This window comes from Mesorhizobium sp. C395A, assembly GCF_030323205.1.
Lineage (GTDB): Bacteria > Pseudomonadota > Alphaproteobacteria > Rhizobiales > Rhizobiaceae > Mesorhizobium.
Map to the genome: position 1 here is coordinate 1684280 of NZ_CP100473.1, position 24883 is coordinate 1709162.

General features: G+C 59.7%; 18 protein-coding genes. 9 read left to right on the forward strand and 9 right to left on the reverse strand.

Features of this window, described 5'->3' with window-relative positions:
- Nucleotides 1-14: 14 nt before the first annotated feature.
- Nucleotides 15-3914 (reverse strand): CHAT domain-containing tetratricopeptide repeat protein, encoded by a 3900-nt coding sequence (locus NLY37_RS08375; protein WP_286442095.1) that lies wholly within the window; start codon nt 3912-3914, stop codon nt 15-17.
- A gap of 56 nt (nt 3915-3970) precedes the next feature.
- Nucleotides 3971-7423, reverse strand: a complete 3453-nt coding sequence (locus tag NLY37_RS08380) for a tetratricopeptide repeat protein (RefSeq protein WP_286442097.1) — start codon at nt 7421-7423, stop codon at nt 3971-3973.
- Nucleotides 7424-8067: 644 nt separating this feature from the next.
- On the opposite strand from NLY37_RS08380, the gene NLY37_RS08385 reads away from it, so the two are divergent.
- Genes NLY37_RS08385 through NLY37_RS08400 form a run of 4 tightly spaced genes read left to right on the forward strand, consistent with a single transcriptional unit; the run spans nt 8068 to nt 12039 of the window.
- On the forward strand, nt 8068-9873 hold the full coding sequence (locus tag NLY37_RS08385; protein ID WP_023743508.1) for a trypsin-like serine peptidase: 1806 nt from the start codon (nt 8068-8070) through the stop codon (nt 9871-9873).
- Nucleotides 9870-10460 carry a hypothetical protein gene (locus NLY37_RS08390; RefSeq protein WP_023743507.1) on the forward strand — a complete coding sequence of 197 codons (591 nt, stop codon included), beginning with the start codon at nt 9870-9872 and terminating at the stop codon, nt 10458-10460. The genes NLY37_RS08385 and NLY37_RS08390 overlap by 4 nt, the downstream gene beginning before the upstream one ends.
- The gene (locus NLY37_RS08395) at nt 10457-11269 is read left to right on the forward strand and encodes a M23 family metallopeptidase (RefSeq protein ID WP_084559074.1); all 813 of its coding nucleotides are present in this window, start codon (nt 10457-10459) and stop codon (nt 11267-11269) included. Before NLY37_RS08390 ends, NLY37_RS08395 begins: the two co-directional genes overlap by 4 nt.
- The gene (locus tag NLY37_RS08400) at nt 11260-12039 is read left to right on the forward strand and encodes a glycoside hydrolase domain-containing protein (RefSeq protein WP_023743505.1); all 780 of its coding nucleotides are present in this window, start codon (nt 11260-11262) and stop codon (nt 12037-12039) included. Before NLY37_RS08395 ends, NLY37_RS08400 begins: the two co-directional genes overlap by 10 nt.
- A 362-nt stretch (nt 12040-12401) precedes the next feature.
- Here the strand turns inward: NLY37_RS08400 and NLY37_RS08405 are convergent, their stop codons facing one another.
- The 5 genes from NLY37_RS08405 to NLY37_RS08425 form a co-directional block, all read right to left on the reverse strand.
- A complete protein-coding gene (locus NLY37_RS08405; RefSeq protein WP_286442101.1) occupies nt 12402-15491 on the reverse strand; it encodes a CHAT domain-containing tetratricopeptide repeat protein in 3090 nt (1029 codons plus the stop codon).
- A 35-nt stretch (nt 15492-15526) separates the two neighbouring features.
- Nucleotides 15527-17071 (reverse strand): S8 family serine peptidase, encoded by a 1545-nt coding sequence (locus NLY37_RS08410; RefSeq protein ID WP_050588489.1) that lies wholly within the window; start codon nt 17069-17071, stop codon nt 15527-15529.
- Nucleotides 17026-17259: a tetratricopeptide repeat protein gene (locus tag NLY37_RS08415; protein WP_156934004.1), complete on the reverse strand. Its 234-nt coding sequence runs from the start codon at nt 17257-17259 to the stop codon at nt 17026-17028. Before NLY37_RS08415 ends, NLY37_RS08410 begins: the two co-directional genes overlap by 46 nt.
- 466 nt (nt 17260-17725) lie before the next feature.
- Nucleotides 17726-18100, reverse strand: coding sequence for a CHAT domain-containing protein (locus tag NLY37_RS30930; protein WP_502882101.1), 375 nt, complete (start codon nt 18098-18100; stop codon nt 17726-17728).
- Nucleotides 18101-18322: 222 nt separating this feature from the next.
- Nucleotides 18323-19216 carry an AraC family transcriptional regulator gene (locus tag NLY37_RS08425; RefSeq protein ID WP_023741904.1) on the reverse strand — a complete coding sequence of 298 codons (894 nt, stop codon included), beginning with the start codon at nt 19214-19216 and terminating at the stop codon, nt 18323-18325.
- A 158-nt stretch (nt 19217-19374) separates the two neighbouring features.
- Between NLY37_RS08425 and NLY37_RS08430 the strand changes: the two genes are divergently transcribed.
- Genes NLY37_RS08430 through NLY37_RS08445 form a run of 4 tightly spaced genes read left to right on the forward strand, consistent with a single transcriptional unit; the run spans nt 19375 to nt 23367 of the window.
- On the forward strand, nt 19375-19932 hold the full coding sequence (locus tag NLY37_RS08430) for a type 1 glutamine amidotransferase domain-containing protein (RefSeq protein WP_023741903.1): 558 nt from the start codon (nt 19375-19377) through the stop codon (nt 19930-19932).
- Nucleotides 19933-19979: 47 nt separating this feature from the next.
- On the forward strand, nt 19980-21407 hold the full coding sequence (locus NLY37_RS08435; RefSeq protein ID WP_023741902.1) for an NAD-dependent succinate-semialdehyde dehydrogenase: 1428 nt from the start codon (nt 19980-19982) through the stop codon (nt 21405-21407).
- 56 nt (nt 21408-21463) lie between these two features.
- A complete protein-coding gene (locus tag NLY37_RS08440) occupies nt 21464-21964 on the forward strand; it encodes a hypothetical protein (protein ID WP_023741901.1) in 501 nt (166 codons plus the stop codon).
- Complete coding sequence (locus NLY37_RS08445; RefSeq protein WP_084558954.1) at nt 21961-23367, forward strand: class-II fumarase/aspartase family protein; 1407 nt, start codon at nt 21961-21963, stop codon at nt 23365-23367. Before NLY37_RS08440 ends, NLY37_RS08445 begins: the two co-directional genes overlap by 4 nt.
- A 199-nt stretch (nt 23368-23566) precedes the next feature.
- Here the strand turns inward: NLY37_RS08445 and NLY37_RS30935 are convergent, their stop codons facing one another.
- On the reverse strand, nt 23567-23818 hold the full coding sequence (locus tag NLY37_RS30935; RefSeq protein WP_084558953.1) for a winged helix-turn-helix transcriptional regulator: 252 nt from the start codon (nt 23816-23818) through the stop codon (nt 23567-23569).
- Here NLY37_RS30935 and NLY37_RS08455 point away from each other — a divergent pair.
- On the forward strand, nt 23782-23946 hold the full coding sequence (locus NLY37_RS08455) for a hypothetical protein (protein WP_245270921.1): 165 nt from the start codon (nt 23782-23784) through the stop codon (nt 23944-23946). The genes NLY37_RS30935 and NLY37_RS08455 overlap by 37 nt on opposite strands.
- A 103-nt stretch (nt 23947-24049) precedes the next feature.
- On the opposite strand, the gene NLY37_RS08460 is transcribed toward NLY37_RS08455, so the two are convergent.
- Nucleotides 24050-24805, reverse strand: a complete 756-nt coding sequence (locus NLY37_RS08460; protein WP_023741898.1) for an SDR family NAD(P)-dependent oxidoreductase — start codon at nt 24803-24805, stop codon at nt 24050-24052.
- Between the last annotated feature and the right edge of the window lie 78 nt (nt 24806-24883).

Consider the following 24883-nt stretch of genomic DNA (forward strand, 5'->3'; position numbering starts at 1 on the left):
AAGTTGGTCAATTCTCATGGGCTTCCACCGTCTCCGACGAGGACGAATGGTGCCCAGTAGCTGGGGTGAGCCTTGTCGATCTGAGTGGGCGCGGCGATGGGACTGACGGGTTCGCTGGACAGCAGCTCGAGCATGGATCTGCGCAGCGCCTCGGCGCGGCTCAGCGAGCCGTCCGCGGCTTGCAGCCGCTGAAGGGTGGCGGTCGTGATCTCGACGGCGGCAGAGGACGCTACCGGCCAATGCGACACCAGGAGGGCGCGGCTGCCGGCATAGAAGAAGGCACGCGCCAATCCGGAGAGTGCCTCGGTGCCCGGCTTGTCGCCGGCTGCCGTATTGCAAGCCGACAGGATCACCCAGTCCGCATTGAGCTTGAGCGCGGCGATCTCGGAGGCGGTCAGCAGGCCATCATCCTGATCTGTCTCTGACCCGGGCGGGGGCGGTGTTAGCACGAGACCGGCCTCCTGCAGCTGGCTGCCCTGCGGCGTGCCATCCCCGCCGGTGAGTTGGCCAGCCAGCAGCCCGTGGGTGGCAAAGTGGACAACCCGGTAGCGCAACAGCCGATCCGAACTGCTGAGCGCCTTGACCGCCGTCTCGGTGGCCGCAGCATCGAGCAGGAGAGCCTTGGGGTCGGCCTTGAGGGTGGTCCCGACACAGCGGAGCTCGAAGGCCGTATCACACAGCCTGGGCAGTTTGTTCAACTCCCCGGCCTCGGCCAGCCCACCGCGAAAGTTCGATGAGGAATACCGGCCACTGACCCTGTCGCTGCTGGCGATCATGGTTCGGCTCGGGGTGCCCTTCGGACAAGCGCTCAGCGGTGGTGGTGACGGGCATGTCGTCTCACCCAGCACCGGATCGCCAATACCGATGAACGGCTCGGGCGCGGGCGTTCGGGTCGGGGTGGTCTGCCGCAGCGCCTTGAGGCTGGCGACCGCCGGCAGCATGGTAATGGCGTGCGAGCGCACAAGCCATGCCGCCTTCCGGTGGGCCTCGGTGATAGCGGCAATCGTCATATCGGGGGGCGCGGTGAGCAGGATATGGAACGGTAGCGCCGTCAGCGGTCCTGTCGGGACAATGATCAGCTCCTTGCCTGCAATTAGATCCTCTGCGGGCGCCAGCAGCTCCTGGTAGAGCTCATGCGCGATCGCCAGCGCCTTGTTGTTGAACGGAAGCCGCCTCACGAGGCGTTTCCCACCCAAAAGCTCGCGGCAGCGCTTTGCCTTGGCCTCATCCTCCCACTCGCCATTATCAAGCCCGCAGCGCAGTGCCGTCACCCGTTCCGACAGGCCCAACTCGCCGAGCTTGCTGCGGAACCAGGTCGACTTCTCCTTCGTCACCACCCAGATGAAGGTCTCCTCGGGGGTCGGCGTCGCCGCTGGCGTGACCAGAAGGAGAACGAGCGCCTCCTGCGGCCCAAGCATCCCCTGCACGTCCTCGCTCGCCAGCGGCGCCACCGCGTTGATGATATCTGCTGACTGAGGAAACTGGTGCGTTAGTACTTCAAACGCCGCGGAAATGGCTACCTCCGTTTCTCTGATCGCTGCCCGAAGGTAGGCCTCCCTTTGCGAACGCTGCTTGCCGCCTTGGTTCCATTCCGTGACCAGCGCATGGTCCAAAGCGGTCGATTGCGCAACAAGGTCCTGCCAGCGGCGAACGGCTGCCGCGGCGCCTGGTTCATTTGAGGTAAAGCGCTCCGACATTTGGGCAATAGCTCGAGCGGACGCCCACCGACCGGCTAGTTCCGCGACCTCTAGACCGAACCTACTCGCGTTGTCCCAGTCAAGTTTACCGGAAGTGGCCGCGGCCCACAACACATCCAAATGAGTATGAAAGACGTCGGCCAACATGTCATTGTCATACGCAGCTCTACCCTGGCGCTTGTCATAGTTCAATCTTATTAGCTGTTTAACAATATCGACGGCGCGGCCGCTCAGCACTAGCGCACGATCAATTTGGGCCAATTCAAATGCCACTGCAGCTTGCCGGTGCAGGATGCTTGCGGTCCGCGGGTTCACTAGCCCGAAGGCGTCGCTCCGTATGGTCAAACATCTCTGATATGCAGCGTCCGCCTCCTCGTAGCGCCGTCCTGCCCGTAGGATATTTCCCAAATCCTCTAATGCGTCAGCGACGTTGAGATGGTTCGGGCCAAGGTGGGCCTCGAACTCCTGCAAACTTTGGCGTACCAGCCGCTCGGCTCGCTCGAGATCACCGTTCCTGAAATGGATCCGCGCGATGCTGACCCGCGCTGCCGCGGAATTTATATTCAAGTCCAAGCCCTGGCGATCGTAGATCTCCAGGGCGCGAGTGAACGCCGCCAGCGCTTTCTCGTCATTGCCTCGCGCTACCTGGGCCTCGCCAAGCCCCATCCAAGCCAACGCATGATCGAAATCGCTTGGACCATTGGCCCGCCCCTTAGTATCAATCGCACTTTGGAAGAGAGCCGCTGCCTCCTCGAAGCTTCCCTGGCTGATATACAAGGTCCCCAAATTCCGCATCGCCGTCACAGTCTCGTTATGGGTCGGCCCCCTGGCTGCTCTTAGGATATCGATCGATCGTTTCAGCCTCTCCTCGCTCTCTCGGAACCGACCATAAAAACGCAAGTCCTGACCAAGGTTGTTCAGGACGAATCCGACTAAAGGGTGATCAGGCCCAAGAGCGTTCTCGTAAAAATCTAGTGCTTTCGAATGCATCTCGATTGCAGCGCCAACTTTTCCTTGTTGCAGAAGGACCTGTCCGAGATCACTCAGCACCCGTGCTGTATTAGGATGATTTGGTCCATCTAGTATCCGGCTTACGTCGTATTCCTGGCGATACATTTCCTCCGCCTCGCTATATCTCAGACGCTGAAGGAGCAGGCGAGCGCTGTTGTCGAGAAGGTCGGCATGAACATGAGAATTGGCGAGTTGCCCCTGTCGTGCAACGTTGAGCGCACGCTCGATCCATACGAAGGCGTCGTTGTAATCGAGCATCCGTTCGTGGATCGCCCCAACATTTGAGATTGCCCTGACGTACTGCTCGGAACTAATACCATATAGGCGCCGCGCAATACCCGCGAGCGAGCGAGCTGAGAGCAGCGCGCGAGCAAATTGGTTCTGACCCACGCTTTCTTGGAAGAGCGCTTGCTCCTGATCTAGCATAGCTACCAATTTCTCATGCAGGGCACGCAGCTCCTTCACGCGCCGTGACGTTTTGGCGAGGGCATGTTGATCGCCGGATTTGATGTAAATATACGCAAGCCGCCGGTAGACCGCCGTGCGTTGCTCGAGAAGCACCTCGTCGCGCCGCTCATAAACTACGCTAATTCTTTCGAGAATTGGCCTTGCGAGATCATCTCTTCCAGCCTCTTGCATCAAGAAATCCATCGCAGGCAACAACACCACGAAAAATTCAGATGGCCTTTCCGGGATTGATTTCTCAAAAATCTCGACGGACTGGATGAACAGACTGGTGGCCTTCTCCAGATTATTCAAACCATAGAGCCCCGCTAGGTTAAAGATGGCGCGCCCATACGGCTCGCTGCCCGTGCCAGAGTTTTCCTCGGCAACACTGACAATCCTCTCGGCGAGGGGCAACGCCGACTGTAGGTCCTGAGCAGCGAGCAGATCGTCTAGTTGCTGCTCCAGTACAATCTGCTCGTTTTGCTCGGGCAAAGGGCTCTGCGCGCGAGCTGAGGTTGCGTCGAGGCGTTCGACCTTCACAATACTTGGTTCAGCGCCGTCACTGGACCGAAGAACGTCTCCAGATGCCTGCGCGGTTTGCAGTTCCTTGACGGCGGTTTCGGCATCGCTTGGGGACTTGAAGCCAACGATAATCTGGCCCGGAACGAATTCCTTAGTGGGTTCTTTTTGCGCCACCGCCCGGTCTCCGGTCGCAACAACCAATGCCGCCAACGACATGGTTCGAATGAAAGACCACATGGGCTTCACCTCATCGAAGATTTCGACAGTCTTGGGCTAATAAAGTTGGTCAATTCTCATGGCCTTCCACCGTCTCCGACGAGGACGAATGGGGCCCAGTAGCTGGGGTGAGCCTTGTCGATCTGAGTGGGCGCGGCGATGGGACTGACGGGTTCGCTGGACAGCAGCTCGAGCATGGATCTGCGCAGCGCCTCGGCGCGGCTCAGCGAGCCGTCCGCGGCTTGCAGCCGCTGAAGGGTGGCGGTCGTGATCTCGACGGCGGCAGAGGACGCTACCGGCCAATGCGACACCAGGAGGGCGCGGCTGCCGGCATAGAAGAAGGCACGCGCCAATCCGGAGAGTGCCTCGGTGCCCGGCTTGTCGCCGGCTGCCGTATTGCAAGCCGACAGGATCACCCAGTCCGCATTGAGCTTGAGCGCGGCGATCTCGGAGGCGGTCAGCAGGCCATCATCCTGATCTGTCTCTGACCCGGGCGGGGGCGGTGTTAGCACGAGACCGGCCTCCTGCAGCTGGCTGCCCTGCGGCGTGCCATCCCCGCCGGTGAGTTGGCCAGCCAGCAGCCCGTGGGTGGCAAAGTGGACAACCCGGTAGCGCAACAGCCGATCCGAACTGCTGAGCGCCTTGACCGCCGTCTCGGTGGCCGCAGCATCGAGCAGGAGAGCCTTGGGGTCGGCCTTGAGGGTGGTCCCGACACAGCGGAGCTCGAAGGCCGTATCACACAGCCTGGGCAGTTTGTTCAACTCCCCGGCCTCGGCCAGCCCACCGCGAAAGTTCGATGAGGAATACCGGCCACTGACCCTGTCGCTGCTGGCGATCATGGTTCGGCTCGGGGTGCCCTTCGGACAAGCGCTCAGCGGTGGTGGTGACGGGCATGTCGTCTCACCCAGCACCGGATCGCCAATACCGATGAACGGCTCGGGCGCGGGCGTTCGGGTCGGGGTGGTCTGCCGCAGCGCCTTGAGGCTGGCGACCGCCGGCAGCATGGTAATGGCGTGCGAGCGCACAAGCCATGCCGCCTTCCGGTGGGCCTCGGTGATAGCGGCAATCGTCATATCGGGGGGCGCGGTGAGCAGGATATGGAACGGTAGCGCCGTCAGCGGTCCTGTCGGGACAATGATCAGCTCCTTGCCTGTAATTAGATCCTCTGCGGGCGCCAGCAGCTCCTGGTAGAGCTCATGCGCGATCGCCAGCGCCTTGTTGTTGAACGGAAGCCGCCTCACGAGGCGTTTCCCACCCAAAAGCTCGCGGCAGCGCTTTGCCTTGGCCTCATCCTCCCACTCGCCATTATCAAGCCCGCAGCGCAGTGCCGCCACCCGTTCCGACAGGCCCAACTCGCCGAGCTTGCTGCGGAACCAGGTCGACCTCTCCTTCGTCACCACCCAGATGAAGGTCTCCTCGGGGGTCGGCGTCGCCGCTGGCGTGACCAGAAGGAGAACGAGCGCCTCCTGCGGCCCAAGCATCCCCTGCACGTCCTCGCTCGCCAGCGGCGCCACACTGACCAGTTCGGCATAGTCCGGGAAGTCGCGTTCCAACTGAAGTGCTGCGCCGGATAGCTTCTCGTCTGTAGTTCGAAGCTCCAATCTTAGAGTTGCCGCGGTCGCTCCGGCTTGCTGACTGTCGTCGGCCCCAATCAAGTTAACAAGACGACGATCGATTGCAGTCCTGAGTTGCGCAAGGTCTTGTGCCTGACGCACTTTTGCAGCTAGTGGCCCTGAACCGGAAGCGAAACGCGCGGCCATCTGGCTAAGAGCTCCGTTTGCTGAATTCCGAGTACTCGACTGGGCGGCAGAAAATGCAGGATCAAATGCTGCGCTCCGCTGTCCGTTGCCTAGTACCCACGCCGCCCTTATCAACTGAGTGTATGCGAGTTCACTGGCGCTACGTTCATCAGAGTTCTTAAATCGCTTGAAGTCAAAAGCCGCGATTTTTATCTGAGCGGCGACCGCCTGTTGAAGGTAGCGGAAACCCTCCGTTAAAGACCGACGCTCAATGAGGATGAGTCCTAGTTGCCGAAAGGCGTCTGCTGTCTCTGGATGATTGTCTCCAAGCTGACTTCGCAGAATGTCCAATCCACTCTCGGCGTGATTCTGCGCCTCAGCCAGTCTTCCCGTTTCCCGAAGGGCTTCACCCAACCGCATCTGCGTAATCCCAGTGTGCGGATGGGTGTGTCCGATAGCCGACTTCCGAATAGCAAGCGCCTCTTGCAAATGTTCAATGGCCTTGTCGAATTTTCTATTACGAATTTCGGCCATGGCTAAGAAGTTTAATGCATTTGCAATCTCATGATGTCCTGGAGCTCGTGTGCGGATGCTCACCTCATAAGCGCGACCTAGCGTATTCTCCGCCTTGTCGTTTTGGTCCCACGAGAGATAGAGGCGCCCCAAATTCGACAAGATCTGGCCCATGCCTCGGAGCCCGGCGTCGGAGCGATTCTCCAGCAACCTTATCGCTCGCGAATAGATCCTCTCGGCGTCCTGCCCCCGATTCATAGCGGCATAGACCAGCGCTAGGTTATTGAGGACGGATGCCAAGTTGGGACCTCGAGGCGTAACGTGCTTCTCACGTATGGATAGAGCCAACCTCAATGCGTCCTCCGCATCATACAGTAATCCAAGCTCTCTATACACATTTCCCAAATTGTTAAGGCTTACCGAAACCTCATAATTCTCATGTCCAAGTGAAACCTTACGTATTTCAAGCGCCCGTCGATGGAGTTGCATGGCTTCAGTAAATTGACCCAATTCAACGAGCGTTGACGCTAAATTATTTAGGGCGTTTGCAAATTCCGGGCGAGAATTATAAGCTGGTTTATCTAAAGTTATTACTGCCTTTTCGTATATCGCTTTTGCTTCGGAATAATTCCCCCTCTGCCATCTAACATTGCCAAGGCCGACCATGATGGCTGCGACTTCGGGGCTGTCTTCTCTCAACAATGCAAGGCGTAAGTGCAGAGAACTGTTTAATGACCGCTCGGCCTCGTTCAACCGACCGAGTTCTCGTTGAAGATTTCCCAAGTCATAGTAATTTTGGCTTAGCTCAAGTTCGTGTTGTCCACTCATCCTGCGGTTCTGAGAAATTAACGATATAAGGATCTCCTCCGCCTCTAAAGTTCGTCCAGCACCCGCTAGAGCCACTGCCAAGAGGTCCGTCACAATTCTCTCGTGCCCGTGATTCGTATGCATTCTGGCCAAAGCTCGCGCGCGAACTAGATGGTGAATCGCTTCGTCCCAACGCCGGAGGGCAACTAATGCCTTTCCGACGTCGAGCAGCCGGTAGGACATAGAATTACTGTTAGAAGTTGGCGCCTCGATTCCCTCATTCAAAGCCTTTTCCGCTATGGAAAGGGCTTTAACGATGTCGCCTGATAAAAAAGTGGTGTTGAAATCCCCATAAGAGTTAGCGTGAACTTCATAATTAGCCAAGCCGGTGAAAAACAAGGCTGCAGAAACCGCAATTGTCAGCGATCGTAACTTCCACGTAGTGAAGCGATATTCGGCGAGATACATCATTCAGGTGCCTGCGGCTGCCGGATCTGCGATCGGGTATCTACGCGGTCTTCGACAACAGTCCGAATGGGAACTGGTCACATTGTCGGGGCACTGCCTAAGTCGTCTCAGTCGAGCCGAAGGGCACTTTGGCACCCTTCGATTGTCGAATGGATTGTGACCCCACGGCGTGAGAGGCGCAAGCTCAATATCGCGCGAAGTTGTTAAGGATGATCATCAGGTCCGTGAACTGACATTGGGTGCAATGATGCCAGTTTTCACAGTGGTTCTGCGGTCCGCGACAAAACGGCCGTTGCCAGTCTTTATGAGGATGAGCGTTGTGGGTCACACGCCAATGCTGGCATCCAATCTCACAGCTGCAACTGTTCCAAACAAGGTCAAGCGGAATTCCGCGATGGAAGATGGCGAGGGCGGTCATTTCCGGGCGTTGCTAACCGCCTACGAGGTTGACTTCGTCGAGCGCCACCGGTGGCCACCACTCATCAGATTTAATTAGGTAGATGCATGCTCCAATCGCGGAACGTCTGATTGCAGCTATCGCGGCAGTAGCAGATGTGTTTTACTAGACTGGAGGCGACACGACCTAAAACTTTTTTTTCACTACCGCGGCGGGATTTCGCATGCGTACGCTATTTTATGGACCAGTAATGATCGGTGCCGTGATCGCATTGGCCTTTGCCTGTCAGAATTCGCAGGCATTGGAGGGGAACGCACGGAACTCCCTCAAGTGTTGGAAGGAGGGGCCAACGCTTGAGTATAGTCAATTAGTTGGGTCGAGTGTGTCGGAAGAAACCGCAACGCCGTCGATTGCGGACAGCCCGATCTCGCTGATTCAGCCTGATTCGGAAGTTGCGCGGTCCAACACGTTGTGGATTAGCGTGGCCGGAGTTATGGTATTGCCGGCTGATACAAGCCTTGGCGCAACTGGCAGACCTGCAAACGAAGCCCCTCAAGGGCTTAGCCGGGCGTTGGATTCCCGGCGGACCGCAGAGTTGCAAGAGGCAATCGATAGTTCGCTACTGATCACAGCGAGCGGCCTACTCGCTCATCAACGGCCGAGACCAGTCTTTGAAGATCTAAGTGGCGAAGAAGAATTCTCAGCGCGGCAACTAGCCGAGGTTCTCCGCGACGGCCCAACTGCTCGAGTCAAAGCTGGGTTTGATAGAGAAGCGTTCCTGAGAGATCTTCAACTGCCAGTTAATCAAAAGTGCCTCCTTGCCAATGCCAAGGCGTTTGAGTCGCCATTTCAGAATAGGAAGGTTGAAGCTTATAACTTCCAGAATGACCCAATGGGATTCAATGGGTTGTTTGGAACAATGGCCAATGGCAGTGCCCTTCCTTTAACTATCAGGGTTTTCGGAGGCAACGAATGCCCAACATGCGAGCGTGTAAATCCCGTTGAACTCGCGGAGACATTTCAACGCGTCGATCCAATTGAGCTAGATATAGTGTTGAGGGCACTACCGAACCCGCAGGTTCCGGCACCTGCTGACGACGACCCACCAGCCGAGTTCCTGGTAAAGCTACAACAGTACGCCGAGACTGATCGGGCTAAAGCCTGCGCCTCTTCATTCGTACCTAACCAAAGCGCCAGTACGATACTTGAGGTAGCCGCTACGATGTGGTTGATCTACATCAATAACTGCTTCACGGTTATCGACCCGTCATCCCTTTCCGGCTCTCTAAAAAAGGCGCATCTCGAGCACGATCAAAAATTGCTCACGGCTGTGATGAAACGTGTCGTATCATTTGACTTTCCTGCTCCGACCCACCCTCCAAGCGAAGTTTGTAACAAGATAGTGCGCCGGCTGTGCATAAAGCCAAATCCTTGCCATGGCTACCTCATGTATCACGATGGCAATCTTACCATCACCACTGCGCGCCATTGTCTCTTCGCGAACGATTTCCTGAGAACCGAGACAGTGGCAGTGATGCCCTCAGACATAAATGGCATTCTACTCTCCGGAGAAGAATTGCGGGGGAAGCTGTGCGACAGTAGCTACGAATTCGCCAAAGCCTACGATACGGCTGCAGATATCGCCGAGATCCGTCTATGTTCCTTATTCATTGCTGGCGCTGAGATTCAATCGCAGCAATGGAAAGCTTATGACGACGCTCAGGATACACCGAAGTTCGGCGATCAGTTACTCGTTATCGCAAAGAGCCGCGATCTTACCAAGATTGGAGCAGACAAAAGGATTGTGGTGATGGATGACTCGCCCACATGCGCCCTCTTCGCGATAAGCGGGAGCAACCTGTTCCATAACTGTCAGACCATCGGCGGTGTGAGCGGTGCTCCCATTTTCAAAGTCCAAACAGACGGTACCAAGGTCAAGGGCTACACGTTCATCGGCGTTCACGACGGCTTCAGCACGGAAGTGTTGGGCACCCGCGACTTAGGGCGGCTAAAACTTTGGGCAAATTTTGGAACATTTCATGTGAGGAAATCATGAAACGCCAGGTCTTAATTGGTTTCTTGAGTCTGTTTGCCCTCGAAGCACACGCACAGGAACTGACACAAGGAGCAAGCAAAGTCGACGTCCAGGCGTTCGCACGGTTCAAAGGTTTCCAGGACCGCCTTGAGAGCGGGACCGATGCAAATATCAAGGTGAATTTTCCAGCTTTGGGAATACCCTCTGGCAACCCGAACAACCGATTGGAGACTGGGGATGATGTGACGTACACCGTTGACGATGAGGGTCAATGGTACGTGCAAGAATTAGAGGATCAGGAAGGCAGTATCGGTGTAAAGGGCTCGACAAAATTCGTTACCGATCCCGCGCTAGAAGAGGCCGATGAGAAAACTCCGACCGTTGATCACCCGCAGATAACATATTTAACGGATGACCAGGGGGAAGAGGAAGCGGGTGTGGCGTCACCCGATGCGCCGACGGCCGTCATCGCATCGTTCCAACATGGCAATGTAAACTTTTCCGTGCGCTTTTCTTGCAAGTCGGACACCCTTGAGCTGTGCACAGGCGACAAGGCAGTCACCGAAATTGTTGAGGGACTGGAAGTTATTGGGGGGACTGTGAAATGATCATTCGGGCTCTCGCAACTGTTGTTATCTTTCTACTCGCCTCAACTGCAAGTGGAGGAACGACATTCTCTTACTGCGCACCCGGCAAGTTGATGGGCAAGGACGAGGTGGGGTATTCGGGACGGCGAGTCTTCTTTCCAACGCTGAACTTCCCGGTTCAGTTCGATGTTAACCGCGAGCATGTTACAGCGAATAGTCAGATGTATATGCCTGGCGGATACTGCGCCAGCGGCACGTGCAACGGAAACCAGGGCGACCGATGCGCGGTCGCAAACTACCAGCCACCGTGGGAGGACACGTTCTGTGAAAAGGCCGGACGAGGATACACTAATGGGTTGTGTCCCGACAAAAGGGGACATCAGGGCCTAGATATTCGCGCTCCTAGTCTCATCACAGGCGAGACGAAAGCTTGCAAACACAACCGTTGGGTAGTGACTGCTGTGGCCGATGGTAAGGTGACGCGAGCTAAGGGAGCTGTAGTGGAAATCGAGACGGCGACTGGATCATTTATTTATCGCCATATGAACCCAGGAAGCATCAAGCAATTCGGGATCGAGCCCGGCGTTAAGGTTAAGGCGGGAGCGCCCATTGGCAAGATCGACAATTACAATAATGAGGGAACGAAGCCCTATACTTCGCTCCATCTGCATCTCGAAGCTCGGGTGACGACCGCAAAAGGGCGACTGGTGATTGTGCCTCCGTACACCTCCATGATCGCCGCATATCGACGTCAGATCGGCATTCCCGACGGCATTTCGAAGAGCGAACTTGTCAAAGACCAATATGAGGTGACCGCAGGATGCAGATAGCAACCCGAGCCCAGGTGGCGGTGTGGGTCACGCAAAGTTTAGCAGCGCTCCTAGCGATTGCCACGACTTCCGAGGCGGCCGGACGAAAGAGCGCCGACTACTGCCGATCTGGCGGTGGCATCGAAATTGCGGATACCTCTTCCCCGGTCACCGACAAGTTCCTGAAGGAATTGAAAATTGTCGGCGTTGAGACGATCGCCAGATACTACGATTACCCAAATGAGACTATCGAGGGAAAGCGTTTACGCTCAGAAGAAGTACCTCTGCTACAAAAATACGATATGAGTGTTCTTGTTGTATTTCAACACAATAATAACAAAGCGCGCACATTCATTGATTGGAGGTCAAGAGGTCCTTCTGATGCAAAGGAGGCTCTGCGACTTGCGGCGGCGTTCAAGCAAGCGGAACACTCGGCGATTTATTTCGGTGTCGACGGCGATTTCGTTGGCAGGTCTTCCGCCAATTACAAGTTTTACTCCGAGGAGGTGCGATCCTATTTCGAGCAGATAAACCAGGTCCTTCAAGAGCAAGGTGCCAAGTTCAAAGTCGGCGTATATGGGTCCGGCGCGACTTGTAGGATGTTGATCGAGGACAAGCTTGCATCCTTCTGTTGGCTGTCACATTCGCACGGCTTCACCGGCACAAGGGAGGCTATTAAGCAGAAGAATTTCCAAATCGAGCAACTGCTCCCCGCCACGTGTGGCGGGCGTGAGTTAGATCTTGACGATGTCCCGGACGGAATCAAAGACTACGGGCAATTCCAACCGTAAAGGTTGGCTTATCCGAGGTTGAGAAGCTGGCTCCCATGAATGCCGGCCGATCGAGCGATCTCGGAAACGCTGGCCACGGCTCAAACGTCGCTGCAACCAGCTGCTCCTTCTCCTCCGGAGACCCACGCCGGCGCCGCTCAACCGACGTGATCACCTCGATTTGATGCTTCGTCACAGGGCTACTCCTAGTGCTTGCACTAGGACTGCAGCCTTCAGCCTACCTCGGCAAGGCGGCCCTCACCGGAGGGGTACGAGTAAGTGCGACTCAAGTGCCATACTCTCGATGAGATCAGGCGAGCGGCCACATGGCTTCACCTCATCGAAGATTTCGACAGTCTTGGGCTAATAAAGTTGGTCAATTCTCATGGCCTTCCACCGTCTCCGACGAGGACGAATGGGGCCCAGTAGCTGGGGTGAGCCTTGTCGATCTGAGTGGGCGCGGCGATGGGACTGACGGGTTCGCTGGACAGCAGCTCGAGCATGGATCTGCGCAGCGCCTCGGCGCGGCTCAGCGAGCCGTCCGCGGCTTGCAGCCGCTGAAGGGTGGCGGTCGTGATCTCGACGGCGGCAGAGGACGCTACCGGCCAATGCGACACCAGGAGGGCGCGGCTGCCGGCATAGAAGAAGGCACGCGCCAATCCGGAGAGTGCCTCGGTGCCCGGCTTGTCGCCGGCTGCCGTATTGCAAGCCGACAGGATCACCCAGTCCGCATTGAGCTTGAGCGCGGCGATCTCGGAGGCGGTCAGCAGGCCATCATCCTGATCTGTCTCTGACCCGGGCGGGGGCGGTGTTAGCACGAGACCGGCCTCCTGCAGCTGGCTGCCCTGCGGCGTGCCATCCCCGCCGGTGAGTTGGCCAGCCAGCAGCCCGTGGGTGGCAAAGTGGACAACCCGGTAGCGCAACAGCCGATCCGAACTGCTGAGCGCCTTGACCGCCGTCTCGGTGGCCGCAGCATCGAGCAGGAGAGCCTTGGGGTCGGCCTTGAGGGTGGTCCCGACACAGCGGAGCTCGAAGGCCGTATCACACAGCCTGGGCAGTTTGTTCAACTCCCCGGCCTCGGCCAGCCCACCGCGAAAGTTCGATGAGGAATACCGGCCACTGACCCTGTCGCTGCTGGCGATCATGGTTCGGCTCGGGGTGCCCTTCGGACAAGCGCTCAGCGGTGGTGGTGACGGGCATGTCGTCTCACCCAGCACCGGATCGCCAATACCGATGAACGGCTCGGGCGCGGGCGTTCGGGTCGGGGTGGTCTGCCGCAGCGCCTTGAGGCTGGCGACCGCCGGCAGCATGGTAATGGCGTGCGAGCGCACAAGCCATGCCGCCTTCCGGTGGGCCTCGGTGATAGCGGCAATCGTCATATCGGGGGGCGCGGTGAGCAGGATATGGAACGGTAGCGCCGTCAGCGGTCCTGTCGGGACAATGATCAGCTCCTTGCCTGTAATTAGATCCTCTGCGGGCGCCAGCAGCTCCTGGTAGAGCTCATGCGCGATCGCCAGCGCCTTGTTGTTGAACGGAAGCCGCCTCACGAGGCGTTTCCCACCCAAAAGCTCGCGGCAGCGCTTTGCCTTGGCCTCATCCTCCCACTCGCCATTATCAAGCCCGCAGCGCAGTGCCGCCACCCGTTCCGACAGGCCCAACTCGCCGAGCTTGCTGCGGAACCAGGTCGACCTCTCCTTCGTCACCACCCAGATGAAGGTCTCCTCGGGGGTCGGCGTCGCCGCTGGCGTGACCAGAAGGAGAACGAGCGCCTCCTGCGGCCCAAGCATCCCCTGCACGTCCTCGCTCGCCAGCGGCGCCACACTGACCAGTTCGGCATAGTCCGGGAAGTCTGTCTTGAGCCGCCGATCGATCTCGCCGATGCAGGTGCCGATGGTGGCAAGGCGGGCCGCGGTTGCCGCCTCGCCAAGCTTGTCGCGCTTGTCGGGTGGCTGGGAGATGGCAGTAGTGCGAGCCACATCAAGTGCCTGCCATTCGGAGACCAGGTCCTGACGTTCGCGCACCATGGCGGCCAGAGTCGGATCACCCTTCGCCCCCCGGGCCGCCATCTGCGCGAGCGAGGCTGCGGCTTCGGAGGCCTGCGCCCACTGGGCGATCTGGAACATCTCGTGGCGCAGGCTGGCATCCTCATCGGGGCTTTTGGCCCCGATGCGATGGCCGGCCTTGACGAGCCCCCAGAATTGGTCACCCGATTGGTCAGCGTCGCTCTTTCCTTTGCCGGTTTGACTCTCGCCGATCACCGTCATGTCTCGCCGGCTGCGCGCCGCCAGAATGGCTGTGCTGCGCCGCCAGTGGTCGGCAGCCTGCACCCATTGGCTCTGGTCGAAATAGAGGGACGCGAGGTTGTGGAGACCCAAAACAATGTCAGGATGGTCAGCCGGCAACGCTGCCTCGCGGATCGCCTGCGCCCGCCTGTACAAATCCTCGGCGTCGCTGAACCGGGACTGGTCGTGATAGAGGCCGGCAAGGTTGTTGAGGCTCGTTGCTATGTAGGGATGGCCGGCCGGCAGTGCAGCCTCGCGCATTGCCAGCCCTCGCTTATACAATGGCTCGGCCTTGCTCAATCGGCCTTGCGCCTTATACAGGCCGGCAAGGTTATTGAGGCTCGTTGCGATATCAGGATGGCCGGCCGGCAGGGCCGCCTCACGCATCGCCAGCGCCCGCTTGTACAACGGCTCCGCCTCAGTCAACCGCCCCTGGGCCTCATAGTGACTCGCGAGATTGTTCAGGCTCGTTGCGATATCGGGATGGCCGGCCGGCAGCGCCCTCGCGGTCAGTTCCAACGCCCGCCTATACAACAGCTCGGCCTCGGTCAATCGGCTTTGCGCTTTATAAATGGCAGCAAGGTTATTGACGCTTTTTGCGATGTCGCTTTGGCCGGCCGGCAGCAGCGCCTCGCGCATTGCCAGCCCCTGTTTGAACAATGGCTCCGCTTCGCCGAAGCGGCCCAGGTCGTAATAGAGACTGGCGAGGTTGTTGAGGCTCGTGGCAATGTCGGGATGGCCACTTGGAAGTGCTGTCTCGCGGACTGCCAGTGCCCGCTTGAACAACGGCTCCGCCTCGCTGAGCAGGCCCCGGGCATAATAGAAACCAGCGAGATTGTTGAGGCCGGCGGCGATGTCGGGATGGCCGGCCGGCAGCGTAGTCTCCAAGATTGACAGGGCGCGTTTGAACAATGGCTCAGCCTCGCCGAGCCGACCTTGGGCTTGGTAGAGGCTGGCCAGGTTGTTCATGCTCCTGGCAATGTCCCCTTGATCAGGGGGAAGCATTGCTTGGCGCAGCTGCAAAGCTCGCTTTGCAGGGACGATTGCCTCCGCGTCCTTGCCATTCTGGTGGAGATCGAACACCTGAAGATCAAGAGCATTTGCCTCATCGAGCGGCGCCTGGGCTTGCGCGTGGGCAATGTTTACCAGCGACAGCCAACAGCCCAATCCGACGATCACAATTAGCGCCAACGTCCTCCACATCCTTTCCGGTTCGAGCTCAGAACCTATTGAGGTGCCGGCGCGGTCGTGGGCTGCCGCGTTATCATCGCCGCGACATCGAGCAGCCCAGGGCCGCAGGGCGTCGAACAGGCATTTCTGGGTAGTGGCGCGACGCTACTTGCTACCAACACGGCAATGGCTTGTGGGTTATTTCGGAGTCCGGCATTTTTTGCGATTGCCAAGGCGATTGCCGCACTGACGTGCGGGGCCGCCATTGAGGTTCCTTCAAATGCTGCCACGCCCAAAGGATGCGTTGACGAGGGCGCAACTAGACTCCAGATGCCGTCCGGAATTCCGTCCGCGTCATCATCTCGTTGAAGATCGCCGCCCGGCGCCATCACGGTCACGATCCCAAAATTGGAGTAGGGTGCGAGGTGTCCTCGCCGGTCGCTAGCGGCGACCGAGGTCACGTCCTGACAACTGGCCGGCGTGACATCCTTGATGTCCACTGCTTCGTTACCAGCAGCGACGACGATCGTGGTGCCGGCTTGCCGAGCAGCAGCAATTGCGTCAATGAGAACGCCATAGTCCTCAACGACGCAAGCCCCGCCAATGCCGAGGCTCAGGTTAATGACATCGGCCTTGTGAAGATTTGCCGGCGCGTCTTTCACCTCCAGACCCGCTGACCACCTGATAGCTGCGGCCACATCCTCAATGGCACCACCGCATCGACCGAGGACGCGCACGGGCAACACCGAAACTGCCCAATTAATGCCGGCAATGCCGAGCTTATTGTTGGTGGCGGCCGCGCCAATAGTACCGGCAACATGTGTGCCATGCCATGAATCAGACTGAAGATTGGAACAGTGATCACCCGGATCCGTCGGGTCAGCGTCGCGACCCGGGTGGGTGTCACCTTCAATCTCCGGCTGGCTGATGAAATCGTAGCCGGACAACAGATTGCCGGAGCCCTTGATGTCGGGATGCTCGGGCAGAATGCCGGTATCGATCACTGCGACGACGACTGACTTGTCTCCAGTGAGACTGTTTGCCCAGGCATCGATCGCATTCATGCCGACCGGTGGGCTGGCGTAGTCCCAATGGAGTCCGCCCCGGAAGACTGGATCATCCGGGCCCGACTGTGCGGCGCTGAACGGCCCGACCCGCGGTTTGAGCTTGACGTCTTCGAGGTGAACCGGATCTTGAATGCGTGGCCGCTGCAGCTGCATGATCCAATTCGGATGCGCATATTTGACCCGGGGATCTTCGCGGTAAAGTTCAGCAGCCTCTTCGAGCGCAGGCAGAGTCGCAGGACCACGCAGCACTGTGCCTCCTTTTCTGAAATCGAAGGTCACGCGAGCCGAGGTTGCGTCGAGGCGCTCGATCTCGATAATACTTGATTCAGCACCGCCACGAGACTGAACTTCTCCAGATGCCTGCGCCGTTTGCAGTTCCTTGACGGCGGTTTCAGCATCGCTTGGGGACTTGAAGCCAACGATGATTTCACCGGGAACGAATTCCCTGACGGGACTTTGTTGTGAGCTGGCTCCGTCAAGGACCGCAGTTATGCCAAGCGAGGCCAGTAACACAATTCGAATGATGGACCACATGGCGTCACCTCATTGCAAGTCTTGCAGTTCCATAGTTCTCTCACTCCGCTCTGCCGTCTCCGGTCCTGATAACGGCGGCCTTGGTCCTGACAAAGGCGGGCAAGATTGTTAAAGCTGCTTGCAACGTCGGGATGATCGGCCGGCAGAGCGCTCTTCCGAAGCTGCAAAGCACGTTCGGCCAACGGGATGGCTCGGCGTTCTTGCCAGCTTCGTACAGCTCTCTCGCACTGGCATCAAGGACTGTCGCCTCATCGAGCGGCGCCTGCTGGGCCTGAGACTGGGCATAGACCGGGCTTGTCAAAAACGGCGCGCATACGAGCCCTGCGACCAGGATCGACGCCAATGCTCGGATCATCTCAGCCGCCTTGCGTGACTCTTCGCTATCACTTGCTCAATGAAGCCGATTGTGGTCCCAAGACGTGCAAGTTGCAATGGACGGGAGCTCCAAGGACCTCTGGTGGTTTGCGACAGGCATCGGGCCAGCCGATCTCGAGGCTGGATTGCCAATTCTCATGGGCTTCCACCGTCTCCGACGAGGACGAATGGTGCCCAGTAGCTCCCGAGCCTTGTCGATCTGAGTGGGCGCGGCGATGGGACTGACGGGTTCGCTGGATAGCAGCTCGAGCATGGATCTGCGCAGCGCCTCGGCGCGGCTCAGCGAGCCGTCCGCGGCTTGCAGCCGCTGAAGGGTGGCGGTGTGATCTCGACGGCGGCAGAGGACGCTACCGGCCAATGCGACACCAGGAGGGCGCGGCTGCCGGCATAGAAGAAGGCACGCGCCAATCCGGAGAGTGCCTCGGTGCCCGGCTTGTCGCCGGCTGCCGTATTGCAAGCCGACAGGATCACCCAGTCCGCATTGAGCTTGAGCGCGGCGATCTCGGAGGCGGTCAGCAGGCCATCATCCTGATCTGTCTCTGACCCGGGCGGGGGCGGCCGTGAGCGGAACGTCCGGTTGTGATGTTTAAGCCGGTATAGCTGCCATTCGATGCAACCCCATTCGGGAATCAGGCAGCCGGGACTCAGCGCCACAAGCCTTTCAAGCCCGTCCCACCCTAATACCCGGTCTCAACTAGGCTCCGGATGCCATCAATCTAAGGTTCAGCCGCCACGGAAGGCGCTGAGCAGTTCGGATCGGCTGTTGCGCTACCGGGTTGTCCACTTTGCCACCCACGGGTTGCTGGCTGGTCGGGCAGGAATGCGCACATCTCGGCCGAACAACAGGCGCGCGCAGCGTCGCGGGGAACGCGGCTGTCACGCCGCATGCATAATGCGGTCCTTTGCCTGCTTGATGTCGCGGACCGGGGGCACGCCGAACATACGTCTATACTCGCGCGTGAACTGCGGCACGCTTTCATAGCCAACCGCATAGGCCGCGTTGCTCACCGGTTGTCCCTCGGACAGCATCATCCGCCGCGCCTCAATCAGACGTAGTTGCTTCTGAAACTGGAGCGGCGACAGCGACGTGATCGCGCGAAAATGCTGGTGGAAGGACGACACGCTCATGCCGGCCACTTCCGCGAGAGGTTCGACGCCCAGCGATTGGGCATAACTCTCGCGGATAAGCGCCACGGCCTTGCCGATGCGCTGGGCATGACTGTCAGTCACGCCCAGACTACGGATCGCTGATCCATGGCGGCCGGCGAGCAGCCAGAAATGAAGCTCGCGCACCAGTTGCTCCTGCAGCACCGGAAGGGCAGCAGGACGATCGAGCACGCGCAACAGCCGTAGCGCCGCTTCGGCGACCTCGGCTTCGGTAGGATCGACCCGGATCGACCCGCCGACAGACGCCTGCACCACGCGCATCTCCATTGCGAGTGGTTTGATCACGGCGGGATCGATTTCGAAGACGAAGGAGTAATAGGGCACGCCCGCATTCGCGCGCGTGATCTGACTGACAGTCGGCACGTCAGCGGAGATCAGAAGCGAGTCGCCGGCGCCGAAGTCGTAGGTCTGGTTGCCCATCGTCACTCGCTTGCTACCCTGAACCACGAGAGCCACGAGAGGACGGTTGATCGCATACTGCAGTTCGCTGGGGCTGGTTGCTCGGATCATGCTAAGCCCGGGCACGGATGTTTGGGCAATGCCGAGATCATCGGCATTGGCATCGGCGTAGCGGCGAACAGTGTCGAGCAGCGTCTGTGTCATGCCGACTATTCTATGCACATGAATCGCGTCCGCAAGGTAGTTTGGAGAAACAGGCAAGAACGTCACAGGTTCCGGCAACAAGCCCGCCAAGCATCGGCGATACCTCTGGTCGCGGGAACGGCGTCAGCCAAGCCCACCCCAAGCCGAGGAAATTGAAGATGACCGACCTTTCCAACCGACGTGTCCTGATCCTGTGCACCGACGGGTTCGAGGATGCCGAGTTGTACGATCCGCGCCGTTCGCTGCTGGATGCCGGCGCCCAGGTGACCCTGGCGTCGCCGGGCAAAACACCGATTAGCGGCGTGGTCTACGACATGGCTACCGGCAAGTCGCACCCGTCCGAGCACGAGGTCACGCCGGACATGACGCTCTCGGACGTCGATGTCGCCGATTATGATGCACTCATCCTGCCAGGGGGCGTGGTGAACCCCGACAAGCTGCGCATGAGCGAGGACGCCGTGAACATCGTCCAGGCGTTCGATGCGGCGGGCAAGCCGGTCGCATCGATCTGCCACGGTCCCTGGTTGCTGATCGAGGCAGATATTGTTCGCGGCCGGCGAACGACTGGATGGTACTCGCTTCGCACCGACCTAAAGAACGCGGGGGCGGAAGTCGTCGATGCTGAGGTAGTCGTCGACGGTAACCTCATCACCAGCCGCATGCCGTCCGACATCCAAGCCTTCACTGGCGCCATCGTCCAAGCGCTCAGCCGCTGAGGCAGCCATGCGGGGGCTCTGGCTTCCCGCCAGCGAGGAGATTTTCCATGACCAGCATGTTCCAGCTTCTAATCGATGGCGTCAGCCGCGAAGGCTCCGAAGGCGCGACTGTCGCTGTCGTCAACCCTGCGACCGGCGAGCGTTTCGGCGAAGTCGCCTATGCGTCCGCCGCGGACCTCGACGAAACCCTCCGTGCGGCTTCGCGCGGTCTCAAGAGCTGGCAGGCTGTGCCGCCATGGGAACGCGGACGGATCCTCAAGGATGCCGCCGAGCGCCTGCGGGCCGACATCAACCGCATCGCCCAAGTCATTACCCGCGAACAGGGAAAGCCGCTTTCAGAAGCGCGCATCGAAATCGAGCGTTCCGCTGACTTCCTGGAATGGGGCGGCGAGGAGGCGCGGCGCATCGCTGGTCGCATTGTGCCGGGACGTCTGCCAGGCCAGCGCATCGAAATCCAACCTTACCCAATCGGCGTCGTTGCAGCGTTCACGCCCTGGAACTTCCCCATGGCGCTCGCCGCCAAGAAATTTGCCGGCGCCCTTGCCGCGGGTTGTTCGATCATCTGCAAGCCGTCCCCAGAAACGCCGGGATCGGTAGTCGAGATGGCGAACGCGCTGCTGGCTGCGGGCGTGCATCCGGCTGCCGTCGCCGTCGTGTTCGGTGACGCGAATGAGGTGTCCACCCGGCTCATCAATGCGCCCGATGTAGCGAAGATCACCTTCACCGGCTCGATCCCGATCGGCAAGCGCCTCGCAGCGGCCGCCGGCGCAGTGATGAAGCCGGTGACGATGGAGCTCGGCGGCCATGCTCCGGTGATCATCTGCGGCGATGTCGATCCGGAGGCGACGGCCGAACTTCTGGTCCACGCCAAATTCATGAATGCCGGACAGATTTGCCTGTGCCCGTCGCGCTTCTTCGTCGAAGCAGGCATAGCGGAACGGTTCGCGACCCGCTTCGTCGAGTTGGCGAATGCACTTCGCATAGGTGATGGCACTGATCCGCAAACGCAGATGGGGCCGCTGGCCAATGAGCGACGGGTCGAGGCGGTCGCTGCGCTGGTCGAGGATGCCCGCAGCCGCGGCGCGACAATCCTGACCGGCGGCTCGCGCATTGGAGAGCGTGGCAATTTCTATGCGCCGACAGTTCTGACCAATGTGCCGGCCGACGCCGCAATCCTGCATGAGGAGCCTTTTGGGCCGGTCGCGCCGATCCTGCCCTTTACCGACGAAGCGGCGATGCTGGGACAGGCGAACGGGCTGGAGTTCGGGCTGTCCTCCTACGTCTTCACGCATCACGAGGCTCGGCTGCGCCGATTGGTTGACGCCCTTCAATACGGCGTGGTTGGCGTCAATGGTGGCCTGACGCATCAGCCGGAAGCGCCTTTGGGCGGCTGGAAGGAAAGCGGCATCGATACCGAGGGCGGCACCGAGATTCTCGATCCGTATCAGATCACCAAGCACATCAGCCTGCAATGACGCGAGCGGTGGGCGCTAGCAAACCGCGACCGCGACCGCGGCAACGGAGGACCTAAATGCTCGCGCTCGACAATCTCGCCATGCCGCTGTCGTTCGTCGCCGGCCCCGCCATTCTCACGAATGTCTGCGCGATCCTGCAGAACGGCGTGAACATCCGCCACAGCCATTCGGTCGATCAGTGGCGGCGCTTCCAGGCATGGCTTGCGAGCGATGATGGCGAATTCGGCCGCCTCTATGCCGAGCCGACGATGGCGGTCGAACTGTCCGAGCGGCGCGTCTGTCTCCAACTTCGTACCCTCGAACCGCTGCTGCTCGGGACATGCGTGTTCGGCCTCACCTGTTTCCTGGCGTTGGGATGGGCTCTGGCCGAGAACGCGCACCTGACGCTCGCCGAGCCCGCTTCGATCGTGGTTATGGGTTGCGGCGCTACCGGTCTCGGACTTTTGGGCGCCGTCGCCTTCACCATCCCCAGCAAGAACCGCCGTGCGCACCGCCTCATGCTGCTGCATCCCGGTTATGTCCCTGTCCGTGCTGCCGGTCTCGGAGAAGTGCAATGAATAACCTTTCTCTGATCGATTCCCCTTTTTTCGGCGCGAGCCTGACCGACGCGCGGATGCGCGCGATCTTCTGCGCACGTGCTTTCAGGCAACGCTGCGTCGAGACGGAGGTCGCACTCGCGAGAGCGCAGGCCCGGCTCGGCGTCATTCCGGCCGACGCGGCTCGCGACATCGCCCAGGCGGCGGAGTCCTATTCGTTCGACGAAGAGCGCCTGGCTCGCGAGACGGAGATCGTCGGCTATCCTATCCTTCCGATCGTCGAACAGCTTGCCGACGCCGCCGGGAAGGCGGGGGGCTATCTGCACTGGGGCGCGACCACGCAGGACATCATGGACACGGCGGCCGTCTTGCAGGTGCGGGCAGGGCTGGATCTTATCGAAAGCCAGTTGAATGAAGCCATGGACGCGTTGCGCGATTTGGCTGATGCCCATCGCTCCACGCCGATGGCGGGTCGCACGCATCTTCAGCACGCGCTGCCAATCACCTTCGGCTACAAGGCAGCGGTATGGCTGAGTGCGCTTCACCGCCACGAAGAGCGACTGCGCCAGTTGCGGCCACGCGTGCTGGTGGTCGAATTCTCGGGCGCCTCGGGCACGCTCGCCTCGCTTGGCGAAAAGGGGCTGGCAGTGCAGGCTGAGCTCGCAAGCGTCCTTGGCCTCGGCGTGCCCGCGATCACCTGGCACTCGGCGCGTGACGGCATGGCGGAGGCGGTCCAACTGCTGGCGCTCATTTCCGGCAGCCTCGCAAAGCTCGCCTTCGACATTTCGATTATGATGACGACCGAATTGGGCGAAGTGTCCGAACCTTATGTCCGCCATCGCGGCGCATCAAGCACGATGCCGCAGAAGCGCAACCCAATCTCGTGTGAGCTTATCATTGGCGCGGCGAAGTTGGTTCGTCAGCATGCGGGGCTGATGCTTGATGCGATGGTCCATGATTTTGAGCGCGCGACGGGGTCGTGGCACCTGGAGTGGGCAGCGGTTCCCGAGGCGTTCGGGTTAACGTCCGGATCGTTGCGGCAAGCGGTGTTCATGCTGTCGGGCCTTGAGGTCCACAAGGAGCGGATGCGCGCCAATCTCGACGTCTCAAAAGGCCTTATCGTCGCCGAAGCGGTGATGATGGCGCTAGCACCCATCACGGGGCGGCACACGGCGCACGACCTGATCTATGCCGGTTGCCGCCGGGCCGTGGAGAGCGGCGAGTCGCTGTTCGAGGCGCTGTCCGTGATGCCAGAGGCTGCGGTCCCGCTTGGAGTAGAACGGCTGAGGGAGCTGACCGATCCCGCCAACTATCTGGGATCGGCCGCCCAGATGATCGTTCGTGTTCTCGCTGGGGATGTCGACACGCGCTCTGAAGCTGAGCCGCGCGATCCAAGCACGATACGGCGGTCACCAGATAGATGAAGCGCAACCGCTCGAGAGAGGAGACAACTGCAGTTCGCGGTTTGAAGACGCCCAGTCGGATTGGTTCCTGGAATGCCGTGAACGCCGAGCGGCGGGCGACAGGACAGTTTGAAGAGGATGGTGACCCTCGCCAGGTACTCGAGGCTAATCGCGCCACGAGCTCCCCTAAAGTGCGAAGTGGTCGGAACGGGATTCTTGCCTACGTGATCCGGTATGACGGCGGATTTGAGCGCGGCGGCAGGACCTCGGTTGAGAAGCGGTGCAGCTCCTTCAGCTGCTGGACGAGCACGTTGTCGCTCGCCTCGGCTACCGCCCGCTTCAGCTCGCCATAGCGCTTAGGTCCAAGCAGCAGAGAGTACACGATAAGTGGTTTCCACTTGCCGGTCAGCAAGCGGAGCGAAGCGACCGGATGGCGTGATCGCCCGGACCGACTGCAAACAGATTCCCCCACGGGTCGACTATGCGCTGACTCCTATCGGCGAGAGCCTCTCGTGCCCCTGTGGGTATGGGGAACGGAGACGCGGCCGCGATGAAGGCGTGCTAAGGCAACCATCAGATGTATTCGTGCGGCCTGGATGACTGCGGATTGGAGCTGCACTGCATCGCGTTGCCTCGTCTTTTTCGAGTGGAGAGCGGAGAAGGGGGCCGCTCCGTTTGACGAAGCGGGCCTCTCGTCTCGAAGTTAGATTACTTGACCACCGGAGACTTCGATGCGCTGTGCGGTGATCCAGCGATTGTCGGGGCCGAGCAGGCTGGCGACCATTGGCCCGACGTCGTCCGGCACGCCGACGCGGCCGAGCGCGGTCATGCCGGCGAATTGCTTGTTGAGGTCGGGTATGTCGCGCACGGCGCCGCCGAGGAAGTCGGTTTCAATGGCGCCCGGCGCCACCGTGTTGGCGGTGATGCTGCGATTTGCAAGTTCCTTGGCCATATAGAGGGTCAGAATCTCGACCGCGCCCTTGGCGGCGGAATATGCGGAGAAGCCGGGCGAGGAGACCCGCGTCAGGCCTGACGAGAAATTGACGATGCGACCACGGTCCGCAAGCAGTGGCAGAAGCGTCTGTGTGAGGAAGAAAACGCCCTTCACATGGGTGTTGAAGAGAGCATCGAATTGCGCCTCGGTCGTTTCCGTGAAGCCAGCCATTTCGCCTTGACCAGCGTTGTTCACCAGATGGTCGAAGTTATCGCGGCTCCAAGTCGTCGACAGGGCCTGCCCGACAGCATCAGCAAATGTCTTGAACGATGGAACATCCGTCACATCGAGCTGAAGTGCGACCGCCTTGCGGCCAAGAGCCTCGATTTCGGCAATGACTGCCTTCGCATTTTCCGCGCCGTTTCGGTAGGTCAGGATGACATCGCCGCCATGGCGCGCGATGCTGATCGCGGTATTGCGGCCAAGGCCGCGGCTGCCGCCGGTTACGAGGGAAATGGTTGTCATCGTCAGTCTCCTTGAGGTCGTCCGTTTGGACGACCTTTTGTGGAGCCTTCTCCATCCGGCGCGTTGCCGGTTTGTCGG

Bases quoted from the DNA above. Each gene is read 5' to 3' on its own strand.
- NLY37_RS08440 (WP_023741901.1), top strand. From the start codon at position 21,464: ATGCTCGCGCTCGACAATCTCGCCATGCCGCTGTCGTTCGTCGCCGGC.
- NLY37_RS08395 (WP_084559074.1), top strand. From the start codon at position 10,457: ATGATCATTCGGGCTCTCGCAACTGTTGTTATCTTTCTACTCGCCTCA.
- NLY37_RS08425 (WP_023741904.1), bottom strand. From the start codon at position 19,216: ATGACACAGACGCTGCTCGACACTGTTCGCCGCTACGCCGATGCCAAT.
- NLY37_RS08410 (WP_050588489.1), bottom strand. From the start codon at position 17,071: ATGTGGTCCATCATTCGAATTGTGTTACTGGCCTCGCTTGGCATAACT.
- NLY37_RS08375 (WP_286442095.1), bottom strand. From the start codon at position 3,914: ATGTGGTCTTTCATTCGAACCATGTCGTTGGCGGCATTGGTTGTTGCG.
- NLY37_RS08460 (WP_023741898.1), bottom strand. From the start codon at position 24,805: ATGACAACCATTTCCCTCGTAACCGGCGGCAGCCGCGGCCTTGGCCGC.
- NLY37_RS08435 (WP_023741902.1), top strand. From the start codon at position 19,980: ATGACCAGCATGTTCCAGCTTCTAATCGATGGCGTCAGCCGCGAAGGC.
- NLY37_RS08445 (WP_084558954.1), top strand. From the start codon at position 21,961: ATGAATAACCTTTCTCTGATCGATTCCCCTTTTTTCGGCGCGAGCCTG.
- NLY37_RS08385 (WP_023743508.1), top strand. From the start codon at position 8,068: ATGATCGGTGCCGTGATCGCATTGGCCTTTGCCTGTCAGAATTCGCAG.
- NLY37_RS08380 (WP_286442097.1), bottom strand. From the start codon at position 7,423: ATGATGTATCTCGCCGAATATCGCTTCACTACGTGGAAGTTACGATCG.
- NLY37_RS08430 (WP_023741903.1), top strand. From the start codon at position 19,375: ATGACCGACCTTTCCAACCGACGTGTCCTGATCCTGTGCACCGACGGG.
- NLY37_RS08390 (WP_023743507.1), top strand. From the start codon at position 9,870: ATGAAACGCCAGGTCTTAATTGGTTTCTTGAGTCTGTTTGCCCTCGAA.
- NLY37_RS08400 (WP_023743505.1), top strand. From the start codon at position 11,260: ATGCAGATAGCAACCCGAGCCCAGGTGGCGGTGTGGGTCACGCAAAGT.